We start from the raw sequence: 22,551 nt of genomic DNA on the forward strand, positions 1-22,551 counted from the left end.
TAACGCGCGCCGGCTCCCCACCGGGCGCTTGGGCGAAGGGATGAGGGGTGGGGGAAAGGCAAACAACAGCCACGGCCCGATGTTTGCGCTAACGCTGTGACGGCAATGCCGCAATTGGGTGGGTTTCGACCCAAATCGCATATCGGCATGGGTGGAAAGCGACCCATTGGCCCAATCGCAGCGGGCTGAGAGGTCAGCTTGCGCGGTTGGGGCGGAAGCTTTGCAGATCCAAATCGTGCTTTTGCATCTTCTCGTAGAGCGCCTTGCGGCTGATGCCCAACGCCTCGTAGGTGGCTTTCGCGGAGCCTCCATTGGCGCTGAGCGCGGCTGCAATCAGGTCACGCTCATGGGCGGCCATCCGGTCGGCCAACTTGCCTGTGGCGGTGCGTTCGCCGGCATTTCCGTCAAGGCCCAAAATGGCCCGCTCCGCTGCATTGCGAAGCTCGCGCACATTGCCGGGCCAATCCCGCGCGGCAATTTCGGCCAGCGCCTCGGGCGAGATGGACGGCACAGGGCGGTTATGGCGAGCGGAGGCCTGGCTTAGCAGGATTTGGTACAGGCCCGGGATATCTTCGCGCCGTTCTGCAAGCGTCGGCATCTGAACCGTTACAACGTTGAGCCTGTAGAACAGGTCATCGCGGAAACTGCCCGCCGCGACGGCGTCTGACAAAGCGTGTTTCGATGCGGCAATAACCCGAAGATCAAGAGCCACCGCTTCGTTGGTGCCAAGCGGCGTGATCGCGCGGTCTTGCAGGGCGGTCAGCAGTTTTCCCTGAACGGGCAGGGGCAAGCTGTCGATCTGGTCGAGAAATAGCGTGCCGCCCCTTGCATGTTCGAACTTGCCATAGCGCTCGCGTGTGGCGCCCGGGAAGGCACCGGGGGCATGGCCGAAAAGTTCGCTGTCGATCAGGGCTTCGGGTAGGGCGGCGCAGTTGATGGCCACGAAGGGACGGGCTGCTCGATCCGACGTTGCATGTATTGCGCGGGCAGCGACCTCTTTTCCGGTGCCCGTTGCCCCCTCGATCAAGACATCCGTATCGGCGCTTGCAACCGCGCGCAAACGGGCGCGCAGCGATGACATGACGGCAGAACGCCCGTTGAGGCGATTTGTGATCGGATCATTCAGCTGCGCGTCACCGCGCAGCGCGCGCACCTCCATTGTCAGCGCGCGCTTGTCCAAAGCGCGGCGGACGATGTCCACCAAACGCGCGGGATTGTAGGGCTTTTCGATGAAATCGTAGGCCCCTGCCTGAAGCGAGCTGACGGCCAGGTCCACGTCTCCGTGCCCTGTGACCAGAATGACGGGCAGGTCCGGGTCGCGGTCCAGCGCCGCGCGCATCAGCTGGGTGCCGTCCATCTGCGGCATACGGATGTCGGTAACGAGAATGCCGGGAAAGTCGCGTGAGATTTGGTCAAGTGCTTCACTTGCGGACGCGCACAATCGGGCGGGCAGATCAGCCAAGGCCAGCGTCTGCTCAGCCGCCCTGCGCAGGTCAGGCTCGTCATCCACGAAAAGAACGGTGCCTTGGGTCATTGCGCGGCCACCTCGGCAGGCGCAGGATCCGCGGCCTCAAGAATTATGCGAAAAACAGCGCCACCCTGCGGATGATTGCTGGCCGCAAGCTGCCCGCCAAAATCGCGCACGATATTGTAGGATATCGACAAACCGAGCCCGAGTCCCTGACCGGGATCTTTGGTGGTAAAGAAGGGGTCGAAAGCCTGTTCCAAAGCATCTTCCGACAAGCCGGGGCCAAAATCGCGCACCGCGATCTTTGGATCGTCACCCCCTGTCAGCGCGATCTCGATCCTTTGGTTTTCCATGTGTTCCATCGCATCCAGCGCATTGCCGAGCAGGTTTACGACGACCTGTTGCAAACGAACAGGACCGCCGCGCGCCCATATCTCGTCCGGCGGACGGTCGTAGTGTAGGTCGACGGCACGCAAACGGGGCTGCATCAATTCAATCGCGTCATCGACCACGGATTTCAGCGAAACCGGACCGGTGCGGTCCTGCGGGCGACGCGCGAAGTTGCGCAGATGCTTTGAGATGGAGGCCATGCGATCGGCCATACCCGAAATACGATTGATGTTTTCGCGGGCCTCGGATGATCGTCCGCGATCCAGAAATGTTCCCGCATTCTCGGCATAAGCTTTAACTGCAGCCAGCGGTTGGTTGAATTCGTGACTGAGGGCCGCAGACATGGAGCCAAGGGCGGCGAGCTTGCCCGCTTGCACAAGTTCCTTCTGCGTCGCGCGCAGCCTGTCTTCGGTCGCGCGCCGCTCCTCAACTTCGGATTTCAGGGCAGCGGTCCGTTCAGTGACGCGCGCCTCCAACAACGCGGCCAGGGATTGCTCTGCCGCCAGCCGTTCCATCAGGCGCGCCCGGCGCCCAAGAACGGAAGCAAGGATCAGTCCCGCAATCACAATCACCAACCCCAAAAGCGAAACGGTCGTCCAGGCTTGCTGGGTTGCCGGGCCGGTTGGGGTCAGAATGGACACGCGCCAACCGGCAGCCGCGATCAGCGCGGTTTGGTTGACGAACGTTTCATCGCCAACCTCTAAAAGTTCCAGACCGAACCCGAGATCGGGGTCCAACGACTCTGTCCTCAGCGAAAGCGGGCGCAGACGCTCCGCCGGATATTGCCGTGTCAGCGCAATCTCCTCGAGGGCAGCGTCTGGCAGGGGGGCAATCGTGCGGAAATGCCATTCCGGTCTGTCTGACAGAAAGATGACGTTGTTGATGTCCGTCACCATGATGGTAGAGGCGCTTTCTGCCCAGGCCTCTTCAAATCCGTCGAGGCTGAGTTTCACGGCGACCACACCAATGATCTGGGTGTTGTCGATCACGGGGGCGGCGAAGAAATAGCCGCGTTGCCCCGAAGTTGTGCCCAACGCGTGGAACCGGCCCAAGCCCGCGCCAAGCGCATCCGTGAAGTAGGGACGGAAGCTGAAGGAGCGGCCGAGAAAGGATGTGTCTGACCGATAGTTGGACGTTGCGATTGTGCGACCGTCGAGGTCCATGACGTAGATGTCGGATACGTCGAGCGACAGGGCCGCTTGGCGCAGCATCTCGTTGGTGAACGGGACCAGACCTTCATTTTCCGGCTCTGCGAGCGTCTGATGCAGAATTTGGCGTTCGGCTAGGAGGGCAGGCAAAGCCTCGGTCCGTTCCAATGCACCGCGCAGAACTTGTGTCGCCAGCCGAAGTGTCGCGGCATCTTCTGCCCCGGCTTGGCGAAGGTACAACCGCTCGATCCGGGGTTGCGCCGCCAGCACGCCGATCAAAGCTGCACATACAGCCAGTGCGACCAGCCAAATGGCCCGTCGGGGACGCGTGGCACGGGTGCGCAAGGGCGAAAGCCCATCAAAAGATCGCGGTTCTGTCACAGGAATCGTTATGGCAGGGCCTTGGCAAGTCGGCAAATCCGGAAAATTCCCCGTGCGATTATTCCGGCCAATCCTCTGGAATGCGCGCCCCTGACATGCATAGATATGGAAAGAGCCGACGCGCGACAGGACGCGTCGGTCTATTGGAGGAAAATTTATGAAGTTTACTCTTTCTGCCCTTGCGACCACGGCCACGCTGGCCCTGACGGCTGGAATGGCTCAGGCGCAGGACCAGACGGTTTCATGCGGTGGCATCGGTGTGACAGGGCAGTGGATGGGCGGTAGCCCAGAGGCGTCCGATATCTCGACCGCCGAAGGCCCGTTGCTGCAATCGAACGTGCCCATTGCATTTGATGCCAATGTTATTTCCCTTTTCAGCGTCAGCGAGGCTGGCGATGTCCGGCTTGAGGCGCAGCCCGTCGGCTCCGGTGACAGCGTCATCGAGATCTACGACGAAGCAGGAGCGCTTGTGATCACCGATGATGACGGCGGTGGCGGTTGGGCCAGCCGTGCGGAGACGTTCCTGCAGCCAGGCAGCTATTGCATGCTGACCCGGGGCTTTGCAGGCGGCCAGTTGAACTCTGACATCCAGGTCAGCCGCCTTGAGCAAGAGGCGATCACGGCCGGTTTGACCGGCGGCTTCTTTGGCGGCGGTGGCGGCTCGCTCTTTGTGGGTGTGGATCCCTGCACCAATGAAACGGCGGCCACGCCCCTGGGCACCGGTCCACTTGATGCCGATCTCGCCAATGGCGGTGTCAGCGCGGTCAACACGATCAACGGCGCACCTTACTATCGCTTCACGCTCAACAGCCCGCAGACGATTTCGGTGCGCGCTGAGAACCCGAATGCGGACCCGTATATCTATGTCTTCGACGGCAACGGGACCCTGATCGGCGAGAATGACGATGCTCAGATCGGCGGCACCTGGTCGCTGAACAGCCGTCTCGATTTCACCCAACCGCTGCAGGCCGGTACCTATTGCATCGGTATGCGCGCCCTGTCGAACCCGGACATCCCGGTTACGGTTTCCGTGCTGGCTTATAGCCAGGCCGATGCTCTGGCTGAGCTTTATGCGACCGGTGAAGCCGCTCCGCCCATGGACGGATCCTTCCCCATCGTTGATCTGGGTGTCCTGCCGGGCCGTTCGGTGCGTGATGCCCAGATCTCCGGCACGCAGGCGACCTGGTTCTCGATGGAGGTGCCAGAGGCCGGTGCGCTGGTCATCAATGCGGTCGAGGTGACGGATAGTGATCCGCTGATCATCCTCTACAACGACTTGGGGCAGGAGATTGCCTATAACGACGATGCCAACGGCACGCTGAATTCAGAGATTGTGGCCCGCGTGAATGCAGGCCGGTATCTGCTGGCCGTGCGTCAGTATTCGGAAAGCTATCAGGGCATCATCCGGATCGCGACGGAACGCTACGTTCCCGCCCAGTGATATGACGTGAAAAGGGGCCGCCCGTGTTTGGCGCGGGCGGCCTTTTCTATCGTGTCAGGCGGCAGACAGCGCCGAGACAATCCCGCTGAAATCAGCCGCCTTCAGGGACGCGCCGCCGACAAGGGCGCCGTCCACATTCGACACTGCAAAGATCTCAGCCGCGTTCGACGGCTTCACTGACCCACCGTAGAGGAGGGGGATATCATGCGCGCCTTGTCCGAACCGCTCCGCCAGCTCTGCCCGAATATGGTCGTGGACTTCGGCAATTTGGTCCAACGTGGGCGTGCGGCCCGTACCGATGGCCCAGACAGGCTCGTAGGCGATGACCAGCTTGGCAAGGTCCGTGCCATCTGGGATCGAACCCGCAAGTTGCGTGCTGACCACGTTGAGCGTGACACCAGCGTCGCGTTCGGCCTCCGTCTCGCCCACGCAGACGATGGCAATCAATCCTTCGCCGGTCGCGGCAGCCGTCTGCGCGGCGACGTCCCCATCCGTCTCGCCATGATCGGCCCGCCGCTCGGAATGGCCGAGTATGACATGGGACGCGCCTGCATCCGCCAGCATGGCCGCCGAGATGTCACCGGTATGGGCCCCCGATCCGTTGGGGTGGCAGGTTTGCCCGCCAATCATCAGCCCCGTGCCTTGCGCCATATCAGCCATGCGCGAAATCAGTGTCGCGGGCGGGCACAGCAGAACCTCGCACGCCTCGGCCTCGATCGCTGCTGTCAGGGCCGCAACTTCGGCCAGGGCCGCGGTGGTGCCGTTCATCTTCCAGTTGCCTGCCGCCAGTTTCCGTGCCATCGCCGCCTCCGAGAATTTTGCGTGGGCTCGAGCGATGGCAAACCCACGCCCCATGGTCAACCCGAGAGGTGCCCACGATGATCCCCCATATTGACGCCCAGGCCCTTGCCGCCCGCGATCCAGAGGCGCTGGCAGCCACAAAGCATGGCGCGGAAGAAGTCGGGTTTCTGACGTTGCACAACACGACCTTGTCGACGGCAGATGTCGAGGCGGCGATTGTGGCCTATCGCGCGTTCTTCAAGGGACCGCGTGACGTGAAAGAGGCGGTGAACATGAATGTCACCGGCTCCAATCGCGGCTGGGGCGGACCGGGGTCCGAGCAGGTCGATCCGGACGCGAACCCGGACTACAAGGAAGTCTTCGATTGCGGTGTGGAACTGCCTAAGGGCGACCCATTTGCGCGGCTCCCTGTCTATGCGCCGAACCAATGGCCAGAGGCGCCGGAGGGCTTTCAGGACGCGATTGAGGGCTATTTTGCTCAAGCCCGCGCCATCGCCCTGCGTCTGCTTGCGGGAATTTCGGTCGCGATTGGCAAGGACGAAACCTTCTTCGACGATAAATTCGCCAAGCCCATGGCTTTGCTGCGTGGCAACTTCTACCCTGAGCGCCCTGCATGGGCAGGGAGAAGGATTTCGGCATCGCCGCCCATACGGATTACGGCTGCCTCACGCTGCTGGCCACGGACGGCCAGCCGGGGCTGGAGGTGCAACTGCGCGACGGCACTTGGGTGCCGGTGGAGGCGCACCCTGGCACCTTCATCATCAACTTCGGCGAAATGCTGGAGATGTGGACCGCTGGCCAGGTGCGCGCCACCCCGCACCGTGTGATCGGCGGCGCGCAAGAACGGATATCGATCCCGCTGTTTTTCAATCCGGTCTTTGACACCGATGTTTCGGCAGACGGGCAGCCCACGATCACCGCAGGTGAACACTTGTCAAAACGCTACATAGAGACCTACACGCACTTGCAGGGAACGGAGTAGGACCTCGCCCCTCCTTGGCGCCCCATGAAGGGGGTCCCTCCAACCGATGTCAGCTTTCCGTTGTCATAGAAAGAACCGTGCCGTCGGGGCTGGTTTTGACCGCGAAAATCGTGTCGTCACGCCCTTTGGGCAAGACGTGCAGATCCCAAGTGGCAGAAGGGACCTCGTCGGATGGCCCCGTGCCGAAAGGAGCCAGGCAGATACGGCTCAACCAGAGCGCTTCAAGGAAGGCACCATCTTCGATCCCGTCGCTCTGCGCCTTTGGGAAGACCTTGAGAAGTGCGCGGTGAAGATGGGCATTTGCGGGGTCCAGCAGGTCGGCCAGCCAATCTGCCTTGCAAGGTACGGCTGATCTGCGCACTGCCGTTGCAAGATCGGGAAGGGTCTCCACAAGCGGCACGAACTGATCAAGATCGTCGGCGGCGAAGGTGTCGATAGCCGCTTGGGGCAAATATAGGTCTATCGCAACGCGTTTGCCGTTCACCATCTTGCGTTTGAGGCTTGTCAGACTGTCCGGTTTGAAATTGCCAAAAACCGAATGGGTGAACTTTGGCGCAGCGGCCCTTTTTGCCTCCGCCCTCGCAGTTGCGAAGATGTCATCAAGTTGCGCCCGCGAAAGAAGCATTTCGGCGTTCCTGTCTGTGTCCAAATAGACCGATACCCATGATGGGCTGACGTAGTACATGATCGTCAGGTGATGGGTTATCGTGATCTCGGGCCTGCGTTTGTCAGGCGTCGCGACGGTCAACTGCCACGCGGCGCGCTCAATCTGAAGATCGGCGGGCAGGCCAGCGCGTGACAGGTGGTTCAACGCGGTGCGGTGTTGCGCCTAGAATTGATCGAGCCAGGGCGCCGCCAGTGATATCGCGCCTGTCACGCGGTCAGGAAGGGTTGCCTCCGTGAAGCCGTCCATATCGCCAAGATTGTGAATGCTTACCTGCACCGGAATGCCGTCCAGTGCGCGGTATGGGAGTGAGAGATGGCGGACATGACCCTTGAGGATAAAGACCTCGCCCGGACCGAGTGGCGTATCGACGGGGGTGAGTGTCATTGCAGATGTGCTCTACAGGAATTCAAGCGCGCGGCGGGCCCAATTCGCGGCTTCATCCGGGTCGTCCAGCGCGGCATCCGGCATCGTCCAGTAGGGCATGTAGGTCGGCTTATCCTTGCCTTCGCGCGTGTAGCTCCAACGCGTGCAGCCTTCGTCTTCCAACACCTGCTGAAAGTCGCCCGCGCCTTTGAGGTACATCTGCCCGTCCGACATCAACAACGCGAAGATCGTGCCCTCATGGTACAGGCACAAGCCGCCCATCATCTTGCGCGTGGTGATATCGCCAAGGCCCGAGAACAGCTCAACCGCGTGCTCGATTTCCTCGGCCGAGACGCTCACTTTTCGGCGGCCAGTTCGTCGATGTCTTTGAACTTGATCGACTCACCGCACCCACAGGCATCAGCGACGTTGGGATTACGGAATTTGAAGCTCGCCTCCAGGAGGCTCACCTCATAGTCGATCTCGGTGCCGAACAGGAACATCTGCGCCATAGGCGCAATCATCACCCGCGCGCCGTCCTGTTCCACGACTTCGTCGTTCGGGTCGATCTCGGACACGTAATCCATCGTGTATTCCATTCCTGCACAGCCGCCTTTCTTGACGCCGATGCGCAAGCCTTCGGTGCCGCCCTGTGCCATGAGTTTGGCGATCTGGGCAGAGGCTTTGTCGGTGAGCGTTACGGCTTGCTTGCCGGGGATGCCGAACATGGGGGCGATCCTTTTGGAATACCTGTCTGTGACCAATGTAAGGGCAGGGGTCCTGCGCCTCAAGCCCCGGGTCAGTGCATCATTGGCATGACAAGCGCCAGCGGAATCGCAACCGCCAACCCCCAGGCCAGGCTGATGCCGGAGCCAAGTATGAGCCTGTTGCGGGATGTTGTGTCGCGGCCGGGCATTTTGGCGCCCATGTAAAGGGCCTTCGCGGCGAGAACCGCCCCGGCGAACACGGGCCAGCCGCCAATCAAAACAACGCACAAAGCAGCCCGTTCAAACCAACCCAGTAGCACGCCCCGACTGTCGCCCAAGCCCTGCCGGGCCAAGATCGTGGCCACCGCGTATTGCCCGCCCCGCGCGGCGAACAAAACACCGCCTGCGATCATGTAGTAAAGCGGCAGGTTTTCGACCCCTGTCAAAGGGCTGGCGGGCCAGATCCCGGGGGCCAGCAAAGCGATACCGGCCACCGACGCGACGTGAAGGAGTTGGTCGAAGATGTAAGCGAATAGCCCCTCGGGCATGGCATAGGTCTTCACGATGTCGATCCAGAGGTGCGCGACGGCGAGCGCCAAGAACCATGGATTGAACGTCAGCGTCGTCAGGCACATCGTTCCAAGTACAAGGCCGATATGGGCCGCCATCGCGATGGCACGCCGCTTGTTGACGACCATCCAGGTCGTTTGCAGCACGTAGTCCGCCAAGACATGCGCCAGGAAGAGCGCCGCAAATGTGTAGGCTGCCATATGGCTGTCCTGTATCCTCTGCCCGCACCACGCCTCCGTCACGACGCAGTGGCACGAGGTTAAGCCCCAAAGTCACGATGGCAGGCAGGTTTGCGGACCGCAAGGCGACGCGCGCGTCACAAGGCGTAAGGAAAGCCCGACTTTACAGGTGGTGCGTTACATGAAGCCCAGTTCAAGGCGGGCTTCATCGCTCATCATGTCCATGCCCCAGGGGGGATCCCAGGTGATCTCGACATTGACGGTCTTTACCCCGTCAAGCGGTTCCACCGCATCGGCCAACCAGCCGGGCATCTCACCGGCCACCGGGCAGCCAGGGGCGGTCAGCGTCATGATGATGGAGACGTCATTTTCCGGCCCGATATCAATCGTGTAGACAAGGCCAAGGTCGTAGATATTCACCGGGATTTCCGGGTCAAAGACAGACCGGCAGGCTTCCACCACGTTGTCGTAGAGCGGATGGTCCGTGCTTGAGGGCGCGATCAAGGGCGCGCCTTCCATCTGTGGGGTCTGCTCGGTCATGGCCTGTCCCAATCGAATACCTGAGCGAAGATATAGGGATTGTGCCATGGGTCGTAAAGGCGGGTCGTAAAGGCAAGTCGTAACGGCCGCGTGGGTCAGGCGGCTTTGGTCCGGCTGTCTGAACTCAGAAACCGTGCCAGAGCCGTTAGCGCATTTCGGATCGCAGGATCATGCCGCCCTTCGTGATGGCACACCAACCATTCTTCTGACGTCAAAGCGTCGATGGGCTCACCCAATCGCACAAGGCCGTGCGTGTGATCGCCAACAAAGGTAGGCAGCACCATGCGCCCCACACCAGCCTGCGCCATCGCCATGCCAAGTTGCGCCTCATTTGCGCGGGTCACGATGTCGTCGCCATACCGTGCTTCTGTCCAGCGGCCCGATGGTGTGTTGGACCGGTCACCGGCGGCGCCGATCCAGCCGGTCGCGTCTGGTGCATTTCCGTAAGCGGCAAATTGTATCGTCGCGGTCTTTCGCCCGGCTAGCCAGGGCTGATCGGGTCGTCGGTTTCGAATGCCGATATCAATTTCGCGTCGGGCGATGTCCATATCCAATTCGCATTGAAGAAACTCTGGGACCCAATCGCAGGACGCGTCCCAAAACTCGGTCAAATGCCTCGACAGGATCATCGCCGTCCAGGTGCCGGCCGAGATCCGAACCCGCCGTTTGCCGCGTGGACGATCCCGCCATTCAGCGATATCGGCGGCTGCGGCCTCCATCCGCTCCGTCCGGCGCAATAGGTCGCGGCCCTCGCTGGTCAGGGCATAGCCGTGGCGTCCATGCAGGAACAACGGGCGGCCCAGCGAAACTTCCAAAGCCTTCATGCGACGGCTGAGGGTCGCGGGGCTGCTGCCAAGACGGTCAGCGGCGGCCGTCAGACTGCCTTGCCGAGCCACTTCCGAGAAAAGCGCAAGATCATCCCACATGGCACGTCCTTTTCATTTTTGAAAAGTGCCTCACAAAGCTGTTCGTCGCGCACGGCAGCGCGCAAACGGTACAAGATCCCATAAAACATATGGAGATCGCAAATGCACGAGATCATTCGCAGGATTGAAATTCCACCCGTCGCCCAAACAAATATGATGGAAGAGCGGGAGCTGTTTGCAAAAATGGTTGCCAATCAGCGCAAGCAGGCCCGTGCCGCGCGCCGCGCTCGTCTGCTTTCGCTTCTTGGCTGGCGGCGCGGGGCAGAGCCCGCAACTACTCGACGCAGAAAAACTGCACCGCCCATCCCTGGGACGGATAGCGCGGGGCGCACGACAGCGAGGTCACGGTGATTTCCACCCAATCGGGGATTAGGGTGGTGCCCAGGCTCTGGACGCCGCCGCGATCCTCGTAGGTCCAACCCGGATAGGGGCCTTCGCGGGCGCCATCCGCCCAGGCATGCAAGTTCTCGATCGTCGCGGCGAAGGTCTGCTCGGCCCAACCGCCCTGAAATCGCTGTGGCGCAAAGGCCTGCAGGACGTCATCCAGCAGGTCGATGCGCCGCTCGACCAATTCGGGGATCTCGAAAAAGCTGTTGAATGCCAGGAGAGCAGCACAATCTCGCCGCCCACCTCCAGCGCCACGATATGGGAGACAAGCGAGGTATCCGCCTGTTGATAGACGTGGATATTGGCACCATCGAACCGACTGGCGGCGGCAGTCATGACCTCTTGCGCGACGTTCGGGTCGATGAACCGCAAATCCTCCGCAACCGCTTGGCGCCAGGCATCGTCGATTGCCGTGCTGCGCAGCTCGTAGGGTTCGTTGCGTGTCTCGTGGATTGCCGTCAGTTCTGCGACCGTCAATGCGTGCAGGGGCGCCGCGATCAGGGTTGCAAACCCGAGGAGGAAAGCAAAGACACGATTGTTCATATGTAGTCCCTTTGGTGCAGCGTTCGCGCAGCATCACGCACGCGTCCCCCTTGGCAATTCAATCGTGTCGGTGCATGGCTCTGCCCCATGACACAGCGCTTTGATTTCACTCTCAATGCCGGGTCGGGCAAAGCCCGGACCGGCGTCATTCACACCCCGCGCGGAGAGATACGGACGCCTGCGTTCATGCCCGTGGGGACGGCCGCGACCGTGAAAGCGATGATGCCCGAAAGTGTGGCCGCAACGGGTGCCGACATCCTGCTTGGCAATACTTACCACCTCATGCTGCGCCCAACGGCGGAGCGGATCGACCGGCTTGGCGGACTTCATCGTTTCATGAACTGGGACAAGCCGATCCTGACGGACTCCGGCGGCTTTCAGGTCATGAGCCTGGCTGAGCTGCGTAAGCTGACAGAGGAGGGGGTGACCTTCCGATCCCATATCGACGGATCGAAACACCTGCTAAGCCCCGAACGCTCGATGGAAATCCAACGCCTTTTGGGCAGCGATATCGTGATGTGCTTTGACGAATGCCCGGCGCTGCCGGCGGACCGTCCGGCGCTGGAAAGCTCCATGCGCCTGTCGATGCGGTGGGCGCAACGATCACGCGATGCGTTCGGCGACCGGCCGGGTCACGCCCTGTTTGGCATTCAACAGGGTGGGCTGGAGGAGGATTTGCGCTCCGAAAGCGCGGAGGCGCTGCGAGGTATCGAATTTGATGGCTACGCGGTAGGCGGCCTTGCCGTAGGTGAGGGGCAGGAGGCGATGTTTGCCTGCCTTGACTACGCGCCCGACCAACTGCCTGCTGACAAGCCACGTTACCTGATGGGCGTGGGCAAACCCGACGACATTGTCGGCGCGGTCAAACGCGGGATCGACATGATGGATTGCGTGCTGCCTTCGCGTTCAGGGCGGACCGGGCAAGCCTGGACGCGGCGGGGGCAAGTGAACATCAAGAATGCGCGCCACGCCGATGATCCGCGGCCGTTGGATGAGAACTGTACGTGCCCTGCCTGTTCCAACTACAGCCGGGCCTATCTGCACCACGTTTTCCGTGCGCAGGAAATGATCTCAGGCATGCTGCTGACCTGGCACAATCTGCACTACTATCAGGAGCTGATGGGGGGCATGCGGGCGGCAATCGCAGAGGATCGGTTCGATGCGTTTGAGGCCGGGTTCCATGCCTTGCAGGCGGAAGGGGATATAGCGCCGCTCTAAGACATGACACTCGCTTATCACGGTTGATAAGGTGGGTTTAGCTGCTGATAGGCCGAGAGAATCCATTTTTCGCTTGCCAAATCTTAACCTATTGGGCGGGCCTTAACAGCCATCCAATCGCGCCTGTGCGGCCCTCTTTTCGCCATTCTTGCCGCCCAGAACTGGGCTTCAAAGAAAGGTCGCTGTCCCATGTTCCGACGCCTCTATCGCCAACGCCGCAGGTTTCTGCTTTTCTGGGGCCTGATCGCGCTGACCTGCTTGCTCATGGCCAAGACGAGCCAAGAGGTTCGCGTTTGGATCAAGCACGAAATGGCCGGGCCGGAATGGCTGGCTTACCTGTCGCTTGGCCTTTCCGTTTTCATATTGAGTACAATGCTGGCGATCCTCGTGATCTTGCTGGCGCCTGCACTGCGCCGCGCGATTGAGGTTGGCGCGTTGACCACATTGTTGGTTGAAGCGCTTAAGGCCTACGGGCCTTCGGTATTGTCCGATTGGGGCCTCCAATCCTACGGGTTCGTGTGGTTCATCGGCCTGTTTTACGTCATCGAACTCGCGCTCGCTAAAGATGTCTTGCGACAGCGGGGCCTGCGGTTTGACCTGTCAGTATCGCGCACCCGCACCATTGATGCAGCGCCCGAAGCCGTTTGGGCCGCACTAGTCCCCGACGAACACACGCTAGAGCGGCACTGGGTGCACAGCATAATCCGCATCACCGACCGCCCCGATCTGGGCCAGAATGCCGTTGAGGCCCACTACCGATTGGGGCGATATGGCACGCTTGTTCAACGCCATCGGCGGCGGGTCTGGCAGAAACCGTTCCATGCGGCCTACGATTTCGGACCGGATGATGAGGCCAAGACCGGCCCAAACGCATTCTACGGCACATTCGAGATGCGGTTGGAGCCGTTGGCAGATGGCCGCAGCAACGTGACGCTCAGCCATCATCATCGCGGGCTTGGCATTGGCACCTGGCTGCTGCTGGTTCTTGATGATTTCCTTGCCAGCGAACTTGACGGTGCAGAGGCCTTTCTGAAGGGCCGTCGCGATTGGTCGGTTTCCGGTTGGCAAGTGCGGAAAATGGCCCGCGCCTGAGCGGCCCTGCAGGGAAAGGCGCGCCTGCCTTCCCCGAAATTCGCGGGCTTTCCATACTGTCTTCAAGGGTTTGTGATGTCTATCTGTTGTGGCAAGAATTTCAGGACACCAACGGAGACACGAAAATGACATTGAAATCCAAACTGCTTTCCCTGACTGCCTTTGCCGTTCTTGCCAGTGCCGGGGCGGCATCCGCCGACGACGAAGTCGATCCGTTTTCCATCTGCGACATTGATCCGGCCAACTATGTCGCTGAGATCTCGGAAGGTTTGGTTGGCAACTGGTCGGCCCAAAACCCTGAAGGCGTCGCCGTCATGGCAGGCGGCGGCATGATTATGCCCATTCCGATGCCAGCGGAGGCCCCATCGTCGGTCGATTTTGTGCTGCAAGGGGATCAGCTTTACGCAACATCGTGGATGGACGCGGAGGCCCCGATGTTGCCCATCGGCGTTGCCCCAAGCTCCCCCGTTATTGATCAGGTCGCCGAGGCGCTGGACAGCGCGTTGAGTGAAGAGGAAACCTCGGTCGTTGTCGGGTGTGACATTACCGCTTATCCGATCCTGCGGACCGAATTTTCGCTGAGCGAAGATGGCGTCACGCTGAGCTATGTTGCGGTCTTCCGCGTCTTGAGCGAAAGCCTGATCCAGGGCGCGGTCTACGGTACCGTTGTCGGGGAAGAGGGCTCGATCAATGCGTATCGCCCTGTGGTGATGTCGCGTTAAGGACTTCGCGAAAACCGCATGCAGGTATCCGGTTGGCCGCGCAACGCGTCGGCCAATCTTGTCCGTCGTTCGTGGGGATACGGAATGGCAATGAGTAACGAAGTGGTCCTAAAGTCCAACGCTTCAGTTTTGCTGACGGCGCTGGTCTGCCTGATCTTTACCGCGATCGGTGGGACATGTGTGTGGATCGTTGTGAAATTGATCAATGCCGACCTTTGGCAGCCGCTGCTGTGGGTGCCGGTTGGCCTCGCTTTGGCTTGCGCGTTCCTTATCTTTTTGATGGTCCGCCGCGCGACAATGCGGGTGCTGACCATCACACCTGACGGGATCACGATGCATCGCCCCTTTGCGCGCCGCTTCATTCCCGCCGGTGGCCTGAAGGCAGGCGTGTTCACCGAGACACGAACGTCCGGCGGCGCGGCCAGCGCCCAAGGCACTGTTGCGCGCACCGAGCACGTGGATGCGATTTACCTTGGCCTGCCTGACGGCACGGTGCGAGGTTTGTTTGCCGGGAAGGTCAATGGCCCCCGCATCAGCCGGGTGATTCAGGGATTGGATCACATGCTGGGGGTCGAGGTGGTGCGACTGCCCGGTGATCCGGGCAAGAAAAACCGGCGGCCCGATGTGTCCTCGCTCAAAATTTCGGACTAAGCCGCCGTTTTCCACAGGATTTTGCGCTTTCCTCTCAACATACCCCCATGGGTGGGTTGTGTGAGGGAGCGGGCGCGTGCACTCTGCGCGCTAAAGTTGCGTGCGTTTGCGCTTGAAACACCCTGACACGCGCCCCACGTTAAGACATCCGAGAGAGGAGGGGGCTAGGCTGCCGCCAAGCGGGGCCCCGCACCCTTGCCTGAGCAAAAGGAAGGCATGAGGCTTATGCCAGAGCAAACCACCTATCCCGTCCTGCCCCTGCGCGACATCGTGGTCTTTCCCCACATGGTCGTGCCGCTTTTTGTGGGCCGGGAAAAGTCTGTCCGCGCACTGGAAGAGGTGATGCAGGACGACAAGCAGATCCTGCTGTCCTCGCAGCGCGACCCGGCGGATGATGATCCGAGTGCCGACGGCATCTATGATAATGGCGTTCTGGCCAATGTGTTGCAGTTGCTGAAGCTGCCCGATGGCACTGTGAAGGTGCTGGTCGAAGGCCGCCGCCGTGTGCATATCGACGAATTCACCATGGTCGACCCGTATTTTGAAGCGACGGCCAGCCCGCTGGCGGAATCCACCGGCGATCTGGAAGCGATTGCCGCGCTGACGCGTTCGGTCGCCGAAGAATTCGAGAAATACGCCAAGGTCAAAAAGAACATCCCCGAAGAGGCTTTGACGAGCGTGTCCGAGGCCTCGGACCCGGCGAAGTTGGCCGATCTGGTGTCTGGCCATTTGGGGATCGAAGTGGACCAGAAGCAGGAGCTTCTGGAAACGCTTGAAGTCGCCGCCCGGCTTGAAAAGGTCTATGGCCTGATGCAGGGCGAGATGTCTGTGCTGCAGGTCGAAAAGAAGATCAAGACGCGCGTGAAGTCCCAGATGGAGCGCACGCAGCGCGAATATTACCTGAACGAGCAGATGAAGGCGATCCAGCGCGAGTTGGGCGATGGCGAAGACGGCGCGGGCGAAGTGGCCGAGCTGGAAGAGCGGATCGAGGCCACGAAGCTGTCGAAAGAGGCGCGCGAGAAGGCGGATGCTGAGCTGAAGAAGCTCAAGAACATGTCGCCGATGAGTGCCGAGGCCACGGTTGTGCGCAATTACCTCGATTGGATGCTGTCGATCCCGTGGGGCGTGAAGTCGCGCGTGAAAAAGGATCTGGGCCGCGCGGAGCAGATCCTCGACAACGATCATTACGGGCTTGAGAAGGTCAAGGAACGGATCGTTGAGTATCTCGCCGTTCAGAAACGCTCGAAAAAGCTGAAGGGGCCGATCATGTGCCTTGTCGGCCCCCCGGGCGTCGGCAAGACCTCTCTGGGCAAATCGGTGGCCAAGGCCACGGGGCGTGAGTTCATCCGGATTTCTCTGGGTGGCGTGCGTGATGAATCCGAGATCCGCGGCCACCGCCGGACCTATATCGGCTCCATGCCCGGCAAGATCATCCAGGCGCTGAAGAAGGCGAAAACGACCAACCCGCTGATCCTGCTCGATGAGATCGACAAGATGGGACAGGATTTCCGGGGCGATCCGGCCTCGGCTATGCTGGAAGTGCTTGATCCGGAACAGAATTCGACGTTCGTGGACCACTACCTTGAAGTTGAATATGACCTCTCGAACGTGATGTTCCTGACCACGGCGAACTCCTACAACATGCCGGGCCCGCTTTTGGACCGGATGGAGATCATCCCGCTGGCAGGCTACACCGAGGACGAGAAGGCGGAGATCGCACATCGCCACCTGATCCCCAAGCAGGTGAAAAACCATGGCCTGAAAGCCAAGGAATTCACGCTGGAGCCGGAAGCGCTGCAAGAGATGATCCGCACCTACACCCGTGAAGCGGGCGTTCGGAACCTGGAGCGGGAGATCGGTAAACTGGCACGGAAGGCGGTCACGCGGATCGTGCGCGGGAAGGATGAAGAAGTTGTCGTAACCACCGACAATCTCGACGATTTCCTGGGTGTGAAGAAGTTCCGTTATGGCCTGGCCGAGGATGCGGACGCAATTGGTGTGGTCACTGGCTTGGCCTATACGTCAGTCGGCGGTGACCTGCTGCATATCGAAGCGTTGAACCTGCCTGGTAAGGGTCGGATGAAGACCACCGGTAAGCTGGGTGACGTGATGAAGGAGTCTATTGATGCGGCTTCAAGTTATGTCCGCTCCATCGCGCCGCAGATTGGGGTAAAGCCGCCCAAGTTCGACCGCATGGACATCCACGTTCACGTGCCCGATGGCGCAACGCCTAAAGATGGGCCGAGTGCGGGTCTGGCCATGGTCACATCCATTGTGTCGGTCCTGACGGGCATTCCGGTGAAGCGCGACATTGCGATGACGGGCGAAGTCAGCCTGCGCGGCAACGCCATGCCGATCGGTGGCCTCAAGGAGAAACTGCTCGCAGCCTTGCGCGGGGGGATTACGACGGTCCTCATCCCGCAGGAAAACGAGAAGGATCTGGCCGAGATCCCCGACAATGTGAAAGAGGGGCTGAACATCATCCCCGTCAGCCACGTGTCGGAAGTGCTGGAACATGCGCTGACTTCTGTGCCTGAGCCCATCGAATGGGATGAGGCCGCAGAAGAGGCCGCCGCAGCCCAGGCCGCGCTTGAGCGTGGCGGAGCAGGCGCAACCGCACACTGATAGCGGCAACTTGAACACGGGAAGGCCCCTCTGGATCGCTCCAGAGGGGCCTTTTTCTTAGCCGGTCGACAAATTCAGCGGTTAGTCCACCATCTCCATCGTGAGGCCAAGCGCGTCATAGTCGACCGCAAGGTATCCTCCGATCATCGGTGCAACTGCATCGGGCCGGTACTGCATGACCTCCTGCGCCAGAACACCGCGAAAACGTTGGTCGGAGCCGATGTAGGACCATTCGTAGATCCCGAAGCCAGCCTCAGCTGTTCCGACGTGCACAATGTCTTCCTTCAAGCGCTCGTCACTCGCGGCATGCGCATAGCTCATCATGCCGCCATCATTGGATGCCGATAGCACCAGGATCACCATCAACAAAGCGAACACCGGCACGAAGATCTGCTCGGCAGTTTCAGCCGTGTTCTGATGGATCACGGTCACGTCCATTTCAGGCTGCGGTGCGTTTTGCGCAAACGCAGTGCTGATAGTCAGACTTGTTGCCAACATTAACGCCAATACGTTTTTCATCACTGTCTTCCCCCTTTGAATAAAAAAAGCGCCCCGAAAGACGGGGCGCTCATCAACACGCCTCTAAACCGAAGCGGTGATCTCTGTCTGGTCGGGTGCGGCGCACCCCAACCTTAGCCGTGGTGCAGCATGATCAGCAGCAGAAGCGCGAAGATCGGCACGAAGATGCCGCCATTCGATGCTGCAGTATCTTCAACCACGACGATTTCCGGCGTGACGGTCACGATGCCGCCAGCTTGGGCAGCGGTTGCGAATGCGGCGATGGCCAGAGCGGCAATCAGAACTTTTTCATAGGAATTCCCCAAGTGTTAAGCAGACGTTCGACGCGGCGTTGCAGCCCCGCGTTGATTGCACATTGGCAAAATCACCGGGCTGCGATCAATGCGACTCGCTCAAAAAGCGCGTACAAACCGCGCTGAGGCAGCAAAAAGTGGCGCACTCGCAACGATTTGAGCCGGCTAAGCGGAGGTGCCGGCGCGAAATCGTGGCCATTCGACAACGTATGGCGGTCGATTCGATCAATCCCCCAACCGATTCGTTGCGTGACAGGCGGTGTTCCGCCCATCGTATGTCCGGGGGCGTAAGCCATCGCGAGGGTCCGCGCGAGATGTTCAGAGTAAACCGCCGCGCCCTGCTGCATTTTGCAGCGTCCGGTCTTGCCATGCCATTCATCGCACGTCGCGCAGACGCGCAAGCCGCACCGCAGTCTTTTGCCGGGCGCGGGGAAATTCGACGCGGTGTCGATGCCACGGTCACGCGTATCCCGACCGCGCAGCCCTACGTCGCAATGACGTTTGACGACGGGCCACATCCACGGCTGACACCGCAACTCCTCGATATGTTGAGCGCGCGGGGGATCAGGGCGACGTTTTACGTGATCGGCCGCAATGCCGCGCGGTACCCGCAAATCCTGCAACGGATGGTCAATGAAGGGCACGAGATCGGCAACCACACCTGGTCGCATCCCAACCTGAACGGCCATTCCGACGGATCGGTTCTGAACCAGGTGGATCGCACAAACCGCGCTGTTTATGAGGCCGTTGGACGGCCACCGGTCACCATGCGGCCGCCCTATGGCAATCTCTACGATCGCCAGCGCCTGATGCTGCACCAAACCCGCGCGATGCCCACAGTGCTATGGTCGGTCGATACGCTTGATTGGCAGCGTCCGGGTTCATCCGTGGTGTCGAGCCGCGTAATAAACGGCTCGCACCCCGGTGGAGTGATCCTTGCCCATGACATCCACACCGCAACCGTGCGGGCCATGCCAGCCGCCTTGGACGGCGTGATGGGCCGCGGGTTTCGCTTTGTGACCGTATCGGAACTGATCGGCTGGCCCCGCTGGGATCGCCGCCGTCTGCGGTTGGTTGAGGCGTCCGGTTAACGCTGTTTTTGCCTCACACTGGCCCAATGGGCTGTGATCGGTTAAGCTGTTGTCGAAATGGAAACAATCGACGCGGGCTTTTGCACGACGTTGGTGGAAGGGCAGATCGAGATGGCAACCAAAACGACCAGCAAGGCGAAGAGCACCAAGGCCAAGGCAACTTCGGCCGGGCGACGCAAATCGACCACCAGCACCAAGACATCCACCTCGACCTCGGCGCCTAAGGTGGCTGACAAGTCTGTAACGCCAACATCCCCTGCAGCTCCTGAGCCTCAGCCGGCTGCGGAGGGCGCAGCGGCTTCCGCCAGCGATGCACTGCGCCGCCCGGACCTGATCCAGGCTGTTGCGGACCGCGTGTCTTTAAAGCGGTCCGAGGCCAAGATGGTCTTCGACGTGGTGCTCGATGAAATCGGCAAAGCGCTTGATGCCAATGAAGAGGTGATCGTGCCGCCGCTTGGCAAATTCATGGTGAAAAAGCGGATCGAAAAGCCGAACGGCGAGATGCTGACGCTCAAGTTGAAGCGCGCGCAGGCTGATCCGACGGCGGGCGACGTGGCCCCCTTGCGAAGGCTGACGAAGAAAGCTAAATGCCGCGCATCGGCGGGTGATTAGCTCAGTGGTAGAGCGCTTCGTTCACATCGAAGATGTCGGGAGTTCAAATCTCTCATCACCCACCAATCCGCTTTTTCTTACAAAAAGTCGGGCGTTTGGCGCACCCAACGCGCGTGCGGACCGAGCGTCAGAGCACGAGAATATCGCACGTCACCAAATCTCAAGGCGGATAACAGGGCGTTCTGCCACCGGCAGCCCAAGGTCGCGTGCCATATGGGGATCCATCAGAACACGTTCCAGGCACCTTCGTTGCTGCGCCTTTGCGGCGCGCAGCCACCAGCCCCGCCAAAGCCGGGCCAGGGAGGTGCGGGTGCGATTTCGGGTCGGGGTATGTGCGGTCAATTGAACAGTCATGTCTTTTCCTCTTGGCGAATCGATTTGATTTCATGAGGCTACGGCCTCAAGTTCACTTGAGGTAAAGGCCAAATGTCATCTCGCATCGCGAAGGACCTCAGCGTCGGCCAGATGGCCGAACGGGCGGGCGTCGCCGTTTCAACGCTCCACTTTTATGAGGCCGAGGGGCTGATCCAATCCTGGCGGACGGCCGCCAATCATCGCCGCTACGACAGGCGCGAATTGCGCCGTGTTGCGATCATCCGCACAGCGCAAGCCGTGGGCGTGCCTTTGTCCGACATCAAGGCCATGCTTGACGCGCTGCCAAGCGGAAGGATCACGGCAGAGGAATGGCGCAGCGCCGCGGATGTCTGGGCGGCACAACTGGATGAAAAGATAGCGACCCTGCAACGCTTGCGCACCCAGATGGGGGCCTGCATTGGCTGTGGCTGCCTGTCGATGGAGCACTGCCCTCTTTACAACGCCGATGACCGGATGGGCGCGCGTGGCGCGGGGCCTCGCCGTTGGCTTGGCGGCGCGCAGGAAGAGGCTGAGATGGACGCCGGAGCAGATGATGCCACGCCCTGATTACCCACCCTCTACGTGCTGCGCCACGGACAAACCGAATGGAACCTCGCCGATCGCATGCAAGGCTGGCAGGATTCCCCGCTGACCCCTTTGGGCAGGGCACAGGCCCAGGCGCAACGGAAGATCCTGTTCGGCATATTGGATGGCAGTCAGGCTGCTCGCTACAGCCCCTCTGGCCGGGCCAGGGCAACGGCCGAAGTTGCGCTTGACCAGCATTTCGGCACGGCCATCGAGGATGCCCGCTTGCAAGAGATCAACGTCGGCGACTGGACCGGACGCACACCAACCGAGATCGCGGCAGAGAAAGACGGCATCGACCCGACCGAAGACTGGCACATGTGGAAATTCGGTGCGCCCGGTGGCGAAACGCTGGATGAGATGACCCTGCGCTGTCGTGCCGTTCTGGATGATCTGACCAAACCCACGATTCTCGTGACCCATGGGGTCACCTCGCGCCTGCTGCGGTGCCTCGCATTGGGCTTGCCGCCAGAGGCGCTGGGGACCCTGCCGGGCGGTCAGGGTGTCGTTCATGTCGTCGAAAACGGAAAAGCGCGCATCTTGGGTCAGTAACCGCTTGCCGGAGGGGCAGAGGATTTGTTACAGCCCGCGTCGGTTCGGGTGGTTAGCTCAGTTGGTAGAGCGTCTCGTTTACACCGAGGATGTCGGGGGTTCGAGCCCCTCACCACCCACCACCCAATCCTCTATGCACTGTTAGACTCCCGTGACGCGGCAGCTTTTATGGCCTGAGGCACGTCCACCTAGGTGCTTACCTAACCCCCACATGCGCGCGCCACACCCTTTGCGCCGTTGACCCGCGCAAGACCTTCCTGTCACAGTTGGCCCAACGCACGAAAAGAACGGGTTATCGAACATGTCAGATCAAGGGCCGCCGCCCATCTATGCCCCCGGCCAAGGAAATCCACTTCAGCCTGCGATCATCATCTACGTTCTTCTGGGCCTTGGCATTTTCGTGCCCTTCACCGCATTGGCCGGCGTGGTCTACGCCTATGTGGAGCGCGGCAAGGACCCGATCCTCGATTCCCATCTTTCCTTCCAGATCCGCACGTTCTGGTGGGGATTTGCGTGGATCATCGTGGGCTTCGTTTTCGCCTTTGTACTTATCGGTTTCCTGATCTGGGCCATCTGGGTCGTTTGGCTGGCCGTTCGGATCATTACAGGCATTCAGCTTGCGCAAAGGCAGCAGCCGATTCAGGGCGTCGAAGTCCTCGGCATGAAAGCGATCTGAGCGTTTACGCACAGAATTCGTGTGATTTGTCAGAATTGGCGCGTCCGTGCTGCCAGTTTACCAGTGCA

The 22,551-nt window shown here is 60.6% G+C and carries 27 protein-coding genes, 2 tRNA genes and 1 pseudogene; 16 read left to right on the forward strand and 14 right to left on the reverse strand.

Annotation, left to right across the window (positions count from 1 at the left end; all coding sequences use genetic code 11):
- Positions 1–193: 193 nt before the first annotated feature.
- Both ACZ1HK_RS23655 and ACZ1HK_RS23660 read right to left on the reverse strand, forming a co-directional pair.
- Positions 194–1,534 (reverse strand): sigma-54-dependent transcriptional regulator, encoded by a 1,341-nt coding sequence (locus ACZ1HK_RS23655; protein ID WP_472630754.1) that lies wholly within the window; start codon positions 1,532–1,534, stop codon positions 194–196.
- Positions 1,531–3,351 carry a sensor histidine kinase gene (locus ACZ1HK_RS23660; protein ID WP_472630755.1) on the reverse strand — a complete coding sequence of 607 codons (1,821 nt, stop codon included), beginning with the start codon at positions 3,349–3,351 and terminating at the stop codon, positions 1,531–1,533. Before ACZ1HK_RS23660 ends, ACZ1HK_RS23655 begins: the two co-directional genes overlap by 4 nt.
- Positions 3,352–3,544: 193 nt before the next feature.
- Here ACZ1HK_RS23660 and ACZ1HK_RS23665 point away from each other — a divergent pair, with 193 nt between their 5' ends.
- Positions 3,545–4,828, forward strand: coding sequence for a PPC domain-containing protein (locus ACZ1HK_RS23665; protein WP_472630756.1), 1,284 nt, complete (start codon positions 3,545–3,547; stop codon positions 4,826–4,828).
- 54 nt (positions 4,829–4,882) lie between these two features.
- Here ACZ1HK_RS23665 and tpiA read toward each other — a convergent pair whose 3' ends face one another.
- Positions 4,883–5,629 (reverse strand): triose-phosphate isomerase, encoded by a 747-nt coding sequence (gene tpiA, locus ACZ1HK_RS23670; protein WP_472630757.1) that lies wholly within the window; start codon positions 5,627–5,629, stop codon positions 4,883–4,885.
- Positions 5,630–5,706: 77 nt separating this feature from the next.
- On the opposite strand from tpiA, the pseudogene ACZ1HK_RS23675 reads away from it, so the two are divergent.
- Both ACZ1HK_RS23675 and ACZ1HK_RS23680 read left to right on the forward strand, forming a co-directional pair.
- Positions 5,707–6,006, forward strand: a pseudogene (locus ACZ1HK_RS23675) (2-oxoglutarate and iron-dependent oxygenase domain-containing protein); the annotation flags it as partial.
- Between the two features lie 236 nt (positions 6,007–6,242).
- On the forward strand, positions 6,243–6,611 hold the full coding sequence (locus ACZ1HK_RS23680; RefSeq protein WP_472630758.1) for a 2OG-Fe(II) oxygenase family protein: 369 nt from the start codon (positions 6,243–6,245) through the stop codon (positions 6,609–6,611).
- A gap of 49 nt (positions 6,612–6,660) precedes the next feature.
- Here ACZ1HK_RS23680 and ACZ1HK_RS23685 read toward each other — a convergent pair whose 3' ends face one another.
- From ACZ1HK_RS23685 to ACZ1HK_RS23720, 8 genes are all read right to left on the reverse strand, one after another.
- The gene (locus ACZ1HK_RS23685; protein WP_472630759.1) at positions 6,661–7,422 is read right to left on the reverse strand and encodes a hypothetical protein; all 762 of its coding nucleotides are present in this window, start codon (positions 7,420–7,422) and stop codon (positions 6,661–6,663) included.
- Between the two features lie 18 nt (positions 7,423–7,440).
- Positions 7,441–7,662 (reverse strand): hypothetical protein, encoded by a 222-nt coding sequence (locus ACZ1HK_RS23690; protein ID WP_472630760.1) that lies wholly within the window; start codon positions 7,660–7,662, stop codon positions 7,441–7,443.
- A gap of 12 nt (positions 7,663–7,674) precedes the next feature.
- Complete coding sequence (locus ACZ1HK_RS23695; RefSeq protein ID WP_472630761.1) at positions 7,675–8,001, reverse strand: TfoX/Sxy family protein; 327 nt, start codon at positions 7,999–8,001, stop codon at positions 7,675–7,677.
- A complete protein-coding gene (locus ACZ1HK_RS23700) occupies positions 7,998–8,369 on the reverse strand; it encodes a HesB/IscA family protein (RefSeq protein WP_472630762.1) in 372 nt (123 codons plus the stop codon). The genes ACZ1HK_RS23695 and ACZ1HK_RS23700 overlap by 4 nt, the downstream gene beginning before the upstream one ends.
- Positions 8,370–8,440: 71 nt before the next feature.
- On the reverse strand, positions 8,441–9,118 hold the full coding sequence (locus tag ACZ1HK_RS23705; protein ID WP_472630763.1) for a DUF3307 domain-containing protein: 678 nt from the start codon (positions 9,116–9,118) through the stop codon (positions 8,441–8,443).
- Between the two features lie 156 nt (positions 9,119–9,274).
- Complete coding sequence (locus ACZ1HK_RS23710; RefSeq protein ID WP_368474826.1) at positions 9,275–9,637, reverse strand: SUF system Fe-S cluster assembly protein; 363 nt, start codon at positions 9,635–9,637, stop codon at positions 9,275–9,277.
- A 95-nt stretch (positions 9,638–9,732) separates the two neighbouring features.
- Complete coding sequence (locus ACZ1HK_RS23715) at positions 9,733–10,563, reverse strand: LysR family transcriptional regulator (protein ID WP_472630764.1); 831 nt, start codon at positions 10,561–10,563, stop codon at positions 9,733–9,735.
- A gap of 274 nt (positions 10,564–10,837) precedes the next feature.
- A complete protein-coding gene (locus ACZ1HK_RS23720; protein ID WP_472630766.1) occupies positions 10,838–11,134 on the reverse strand; it encodes a hypothetical protein in 297 nt (98 codons plus the stop codon).
- 26 nt (positions 11,135–11,160) lie between these two features.
- On the opposite strand from ACZ1HK_RS23720, the gene ACZ1HK_RS23725 reads away from it, so the two are divergent.
- From ACZ1HK_RS23725 to lon, 6 genes are all read left to right on the forward strand, one after another.
- Positions 11,161–11,499 (forward strand): hypothetical protein, encoded by a 339-nt coding sequence (locus ACZ1HK_RS23725; protein ID WP_472630767.1) that lies wholly within the window; start codon positions 11,161–11,163, stop codon positions 11,497–11,499.
- Positions 11,500–11,580: 81 nt separating this feature from the next.
- Positions 11,581–12,711, forward strand: coding sequence for a tRNA guanosine(34) transglycosylase Tgt (gene tgt / locus ACZ1HK_RS23730; RefSeq protein WP_472630768.1), 1,131 nt, complete (start codon positions 11,581–11,583; stop codon positions 12,709–12,711).
- Positions 12,712–12,900: 189 nt separating this feature from the next.
- The gene (locus ACZ1HK_RS23735) at positions 12,901–13,803 is read left to right on the forward strand and encodes an SRPBCC family protein (protein WP_472630769.1); all 903 of its coding nucleotides are present in this window, start codon (positions 12,901–12,903) and stop codon (positions 13,801–13,803) included.
- Positions 13,804–13,928: 125 nt separating this feature from the next.
- On the forward strand, positions 13,929–14,525 hold the full coding sequence (locus ACZ1HK_RS23740; RefSeq protein WP_472630770.1) for a hypothetical protein: 597 nt from the start codon (positions 13,929–13,931) through the stop codon (positions 14,523–14,525).
- A gap of 84 nt (positions 14,526–14,609) precedes the next feature.
- The gene (locus ACZ1HK_RS23745; RefSeq protein WP_472630771.1) at positions 14,610–15,176 is read left to right on the forward strand and encodes a hypothetical protein; all 567 of its coding nucleotides are present in this window, start codon (positions 14,610–14,612) and stop codon (positions 15,174–15,176) included.
- Positions 15,177–15,401: 225 nt separating this feature from the next.
- On the forward strand, positions 15,402–17,801 hold the full coding sequence (lon, locus tag ACZ1HK_RS23750; RefSeq protein ID WP_472630772.1) for an endopeptidase La: 2,400 nt from the start codon (positions 15,402–15,404) through the stop codon (positions 17,799–17,801).
- 81 nt (positions 17,802–17,882) lie between these two features.
- Here the strand turns inward: lon and ACZ1HK_RS23755 are convergent, their stop codons facing one another.
- Positions 17,883–18,320, reverse strand: a complete 438-nt coding sequence (locus tag ACZ1HK_RS23755) for a tail fiber domain-containing protein (RefSeq protein WP_472630773.1) — start codon at positions 18,318–18,320, stop codon at positions 17,883–17,885.
- A 113-nt stretch (positions 18,321–18,433) separates the two neighbouring features.
- On the reverse strand, positions 18,434–18,625 hold the full coding sequence (locus tag ACZ1HK_RS23760; protein WP_472630774.1) for a hypothetical protein: 192 nt from the start codon (positions 18,623–18,625) through the stop codon (positions 18,434–18,436).
- 302 nt (positions 18,626–18,927) lie between these two features.
- On the opposite strand from ACZ1HK_RS23760, the gene ACZ1HK_RS23765 reads away from it, so the two are divergent.
- From ACZ1HK_RS23765 to ACZ1HK_RS23775, 3 genes are all read left to right on the forward strand, one after another.
- Positions 18,928–19,704 (forward strand): polysaccharide deacetylase family protein, encoded by a 777-nt coding sequence (locus tag ACZ1HK_RS23765; RefSeq protein WP_472630775.1) that lies wholly within the window; start codon positions 18,928–18,930, stop codon positions 19,702–19,704.
- 57 nt (positions 19,705–19,761) lie between these two features.
- A complete protein-coding gene (locus ACZ1HK_RS23770; RefSeq protein ID WP_472630776.1) occupies positions 19,762–20,316 on the forward strand; it encodes an HU family DNA-binding protein in 555 nt (184 codons plus the stop codon).
- Positions 20,307–20,381: transfer RNA gene (locus ACZ1HK_RS23775), tRNA-Val, on the forward strand. Before ACZ1HK_RS23770 ends, ACZ1HK_RS23775 begins: the two co-directional genes overlap by 10 nt.
- An 85-nt stretch (positions 20,382–20,466) precedes the next feature.
- Here the strand turns inward: ACZ1HK_RS23775 and ACZ1HK_RS23780 are convergent.
- On the reverse strand, positions 20,467–20,670 hold the full coding sequence (locus tag ACZ1HK_RS23780; RefSeq protein WP_472630777.1) for a hypothetical protein: 204 nt from the start codon (positions 20,668–20,670) through the stop codon (positions 20,467–20,469).
- Between the two features lie 72 nt (positions 20,671–20,742).
- On the opposite strand from ACZ1HK_RS23780, the gene soxR reads away from it, so the two are divergent.
- The 4 genes from soxR (at position 20,743) to ACZ1HK_RS23800 (ending at position 22,483) form a co-directional block, all read left to right on the forward strand.
- Complete coding sequence (gene soxR / locus ACZ1HK_RS23785) at positions 20,743–21,237, forward strand: redox-sensitive transcriptional activator SoxR (RefSeq protein ID WP_472630778.1); 495 nt, start codon at positions 20,743–20,745, stop codon at positions 21,235–21,237.
- 15 nt (positions 21,238–21,252) lie between these two features.
- Positions 21,253–21,807 (forward strand): histidine phosphatase family protein, encoded by a 555-nt coding sequence (locus ACZ1HK_RS23790; protein ID WP_472630779.1) that lies wholly within the window; start codon positions 21,253–21,255, stop codon positions 21,805–21,807.
- A 46-nt stretch (positions 21,808–21,853) separates the two neighbouring features.
- Positions 21,854–21,929, forward strand: a tRNA-Val gene (locus ACZ1HK_RS23795).
- Positions 21,930–22,108: 179 nt separating this feature from the next.
- Positions 22,109–22,483 (forward strand): DUF4870 family protein, encoded by a 375-nt coding sequence (locus ACZ1HK_RS23800; protein WP_472630780.1) that lies wholly within the window; start codon positions 22,109–22,111, stop codon positions 22,481–22,483.
- Positions 22,484–22,551 lie beyond the last annotated feature (68 nt).

The organism is Gymnodinialimonas sp. JB5-7 (assembly GCF_055693405.1).

What these genes read in the sequence shown, in the direction of transcription:
- tgt (WP_472630768.1), top strand. Translation starts at nt 11,581, where the DNA reads ATGACACAGCGCTTTGATTTCACTCTCAATGCCGGGTCGGGCAAAGCC.
- ACZ1HK_RS23655 (WP_472630754.1), bottom strand. Translation starts at nt 1,534, where the DNA reads ATGACCCAAGGCACCGTTCTTTTCGTGGATGACGAGCCTGACCTGCGC.
- ACZ1HK_RS23735 (WP_472630769.1), top strand. Translation starts at nt 12,901, where the DNA reads ATGTTCCGACGCCTCTATCGCCAACGCCGCAGGTTTCTGCTTTTCTGG.
- soxR (WP_472630778.1), top strand. Translation starts at nt 20,743, where the DNA reads ATGTCATCTCGCATCGCGAAGGACCTCAGCGTCGGCCAGATGGCCGAA.
- ACZ1HK_RS23715 (WP_472630764.1), bottom strand. Translation starts at nt 10,563, where the DNA reads ATGTGGGATGATCTTGCGCTTTTCTCGGAAGTGGCTCGGCAAGGCAGT.
- ACZ1HK_RS23680 (WP_472630758.1), top strand. Translation starts at nt 6,243, where the DNA reads ATGGGCAGGGAGAAGGATTTCGGCATCGCCGCCCATACGGATTACGGC.
- lon (WP_472630772.1), top strand. Translation starts at nt 15,402, where the DNA reads ATGCCAGAGCAAACCACCTATCCCGTCCTGCCCCTGCGCGACATCGTG.
- ACZ1HK_RS23665 (WP_472630756.1), top strand. Translation starts at nt 3,545, where the DNA reads ATGAAGTTTACTCTTTCTGCCCTTGCGACCACGGCCACGCTGGCCCTG.
- ACZ1HK_RS23725 (WP_472630767.1), top strand. Translation starts at nt 11,161, where the DNA reads ATGCCAGGAGAGCAGCACAATCTCGCCGCCCACCTCCAGCGCCACGAT.
- ACZ1HK_RS23780 (WP_472630777.1), bottom strand. Translation starts at nt 20,670, where the DNA reads ATGACTGTTCAATTGACCGCACATACCCCGACCCGAAATCGCACCCGC.
- ACZ1HK_RS23740 (WP_472630770.1), top strand. Translation starts at nt 13,929, where the DNA reads ATGACATTGAAATCCAAACTGCTTTCCCTGACTGCCTTTGCCGTTCTT.
- ACZ1HK_RS23800 (WP_472630780.1), top strand. Translation starts at nt 22,109, where the DNA reads ATGTCAGATCAAGGGCCGCCGCCCATCTATGCCCCCGGCCAAGGAAAT.
- ACZ1HK_RS23755 (WP_472630773.1), bottom strand. Translation starts at nt 18,320, where the DNA reads ATGAAAAACGTATTGGCGTTAATGTTGGCAACAAGTCTGACTATCAGC.
- ACZ1HK_RS23710 (WP_368474826.1), bottom strand. Translation starts at nt 9,637, where the DNA reads ATGACCGAGCAGACCCCACAGATGGAAGGCGCGCCCTTGATCGCGCCC.
- tpiA (WP_472630757.1), bottom strand. Translation starts at nt 5,629, where the DNA reads ATGGCACGGAAACTGGCGGCAGGCAACTGGAAGATGAACGGCACCACC.
- ACZ1HK_RS23700 (WP_472630762.1), bottom strand. Translation starts at nt 8,369, where the DNA reads ATGTTCGGCATCCCCGGCAAGCAAGCCGTAACGCTCACCGACAAAGCC.
- ACZ1HK_RS23690 (WP_472630760.1), bottom strand. Translation starts at nt 7,662, where the DNA reads ATGACACTCACCCCCGTCGATACGCCACTCGGTCCGGGCGAGGTCTTT.
- ACZ1HK_RS23705 (WP_472630763.1), bottom strand. Translation starts at nt 9,118, where the DNA reads ATGGCAGCCTACACATTTGCGGCGCTCTTCCTGGCGCATGTCTTGGCG.
- ACZ1HK_RS23765 (WP_472630775.1), top strand. Translation starts at nt 18,928, where the DNA reads ATGTTCAGAGTAAACCGCCGCGCCCTGCTGCATTTTGCAGCGTCCGGT.
- ACZ1HK_RS23745 (WP_472630771.1), top strand. Translation starts at nt 14,610, where the DNA reads ATGGCAATGAGTAACGAAGTGGTCCTAAAGTCCAACGCTTCAGTTTTG.
- ACZ1HK_RS23770 (WP_472630776.1), top strand. Translation starts at nt 19,762, where the DNA reads ATGGAAACAATCGACGCGGGCTTTTGCACGACGTTGGTGGAAGGGCAG.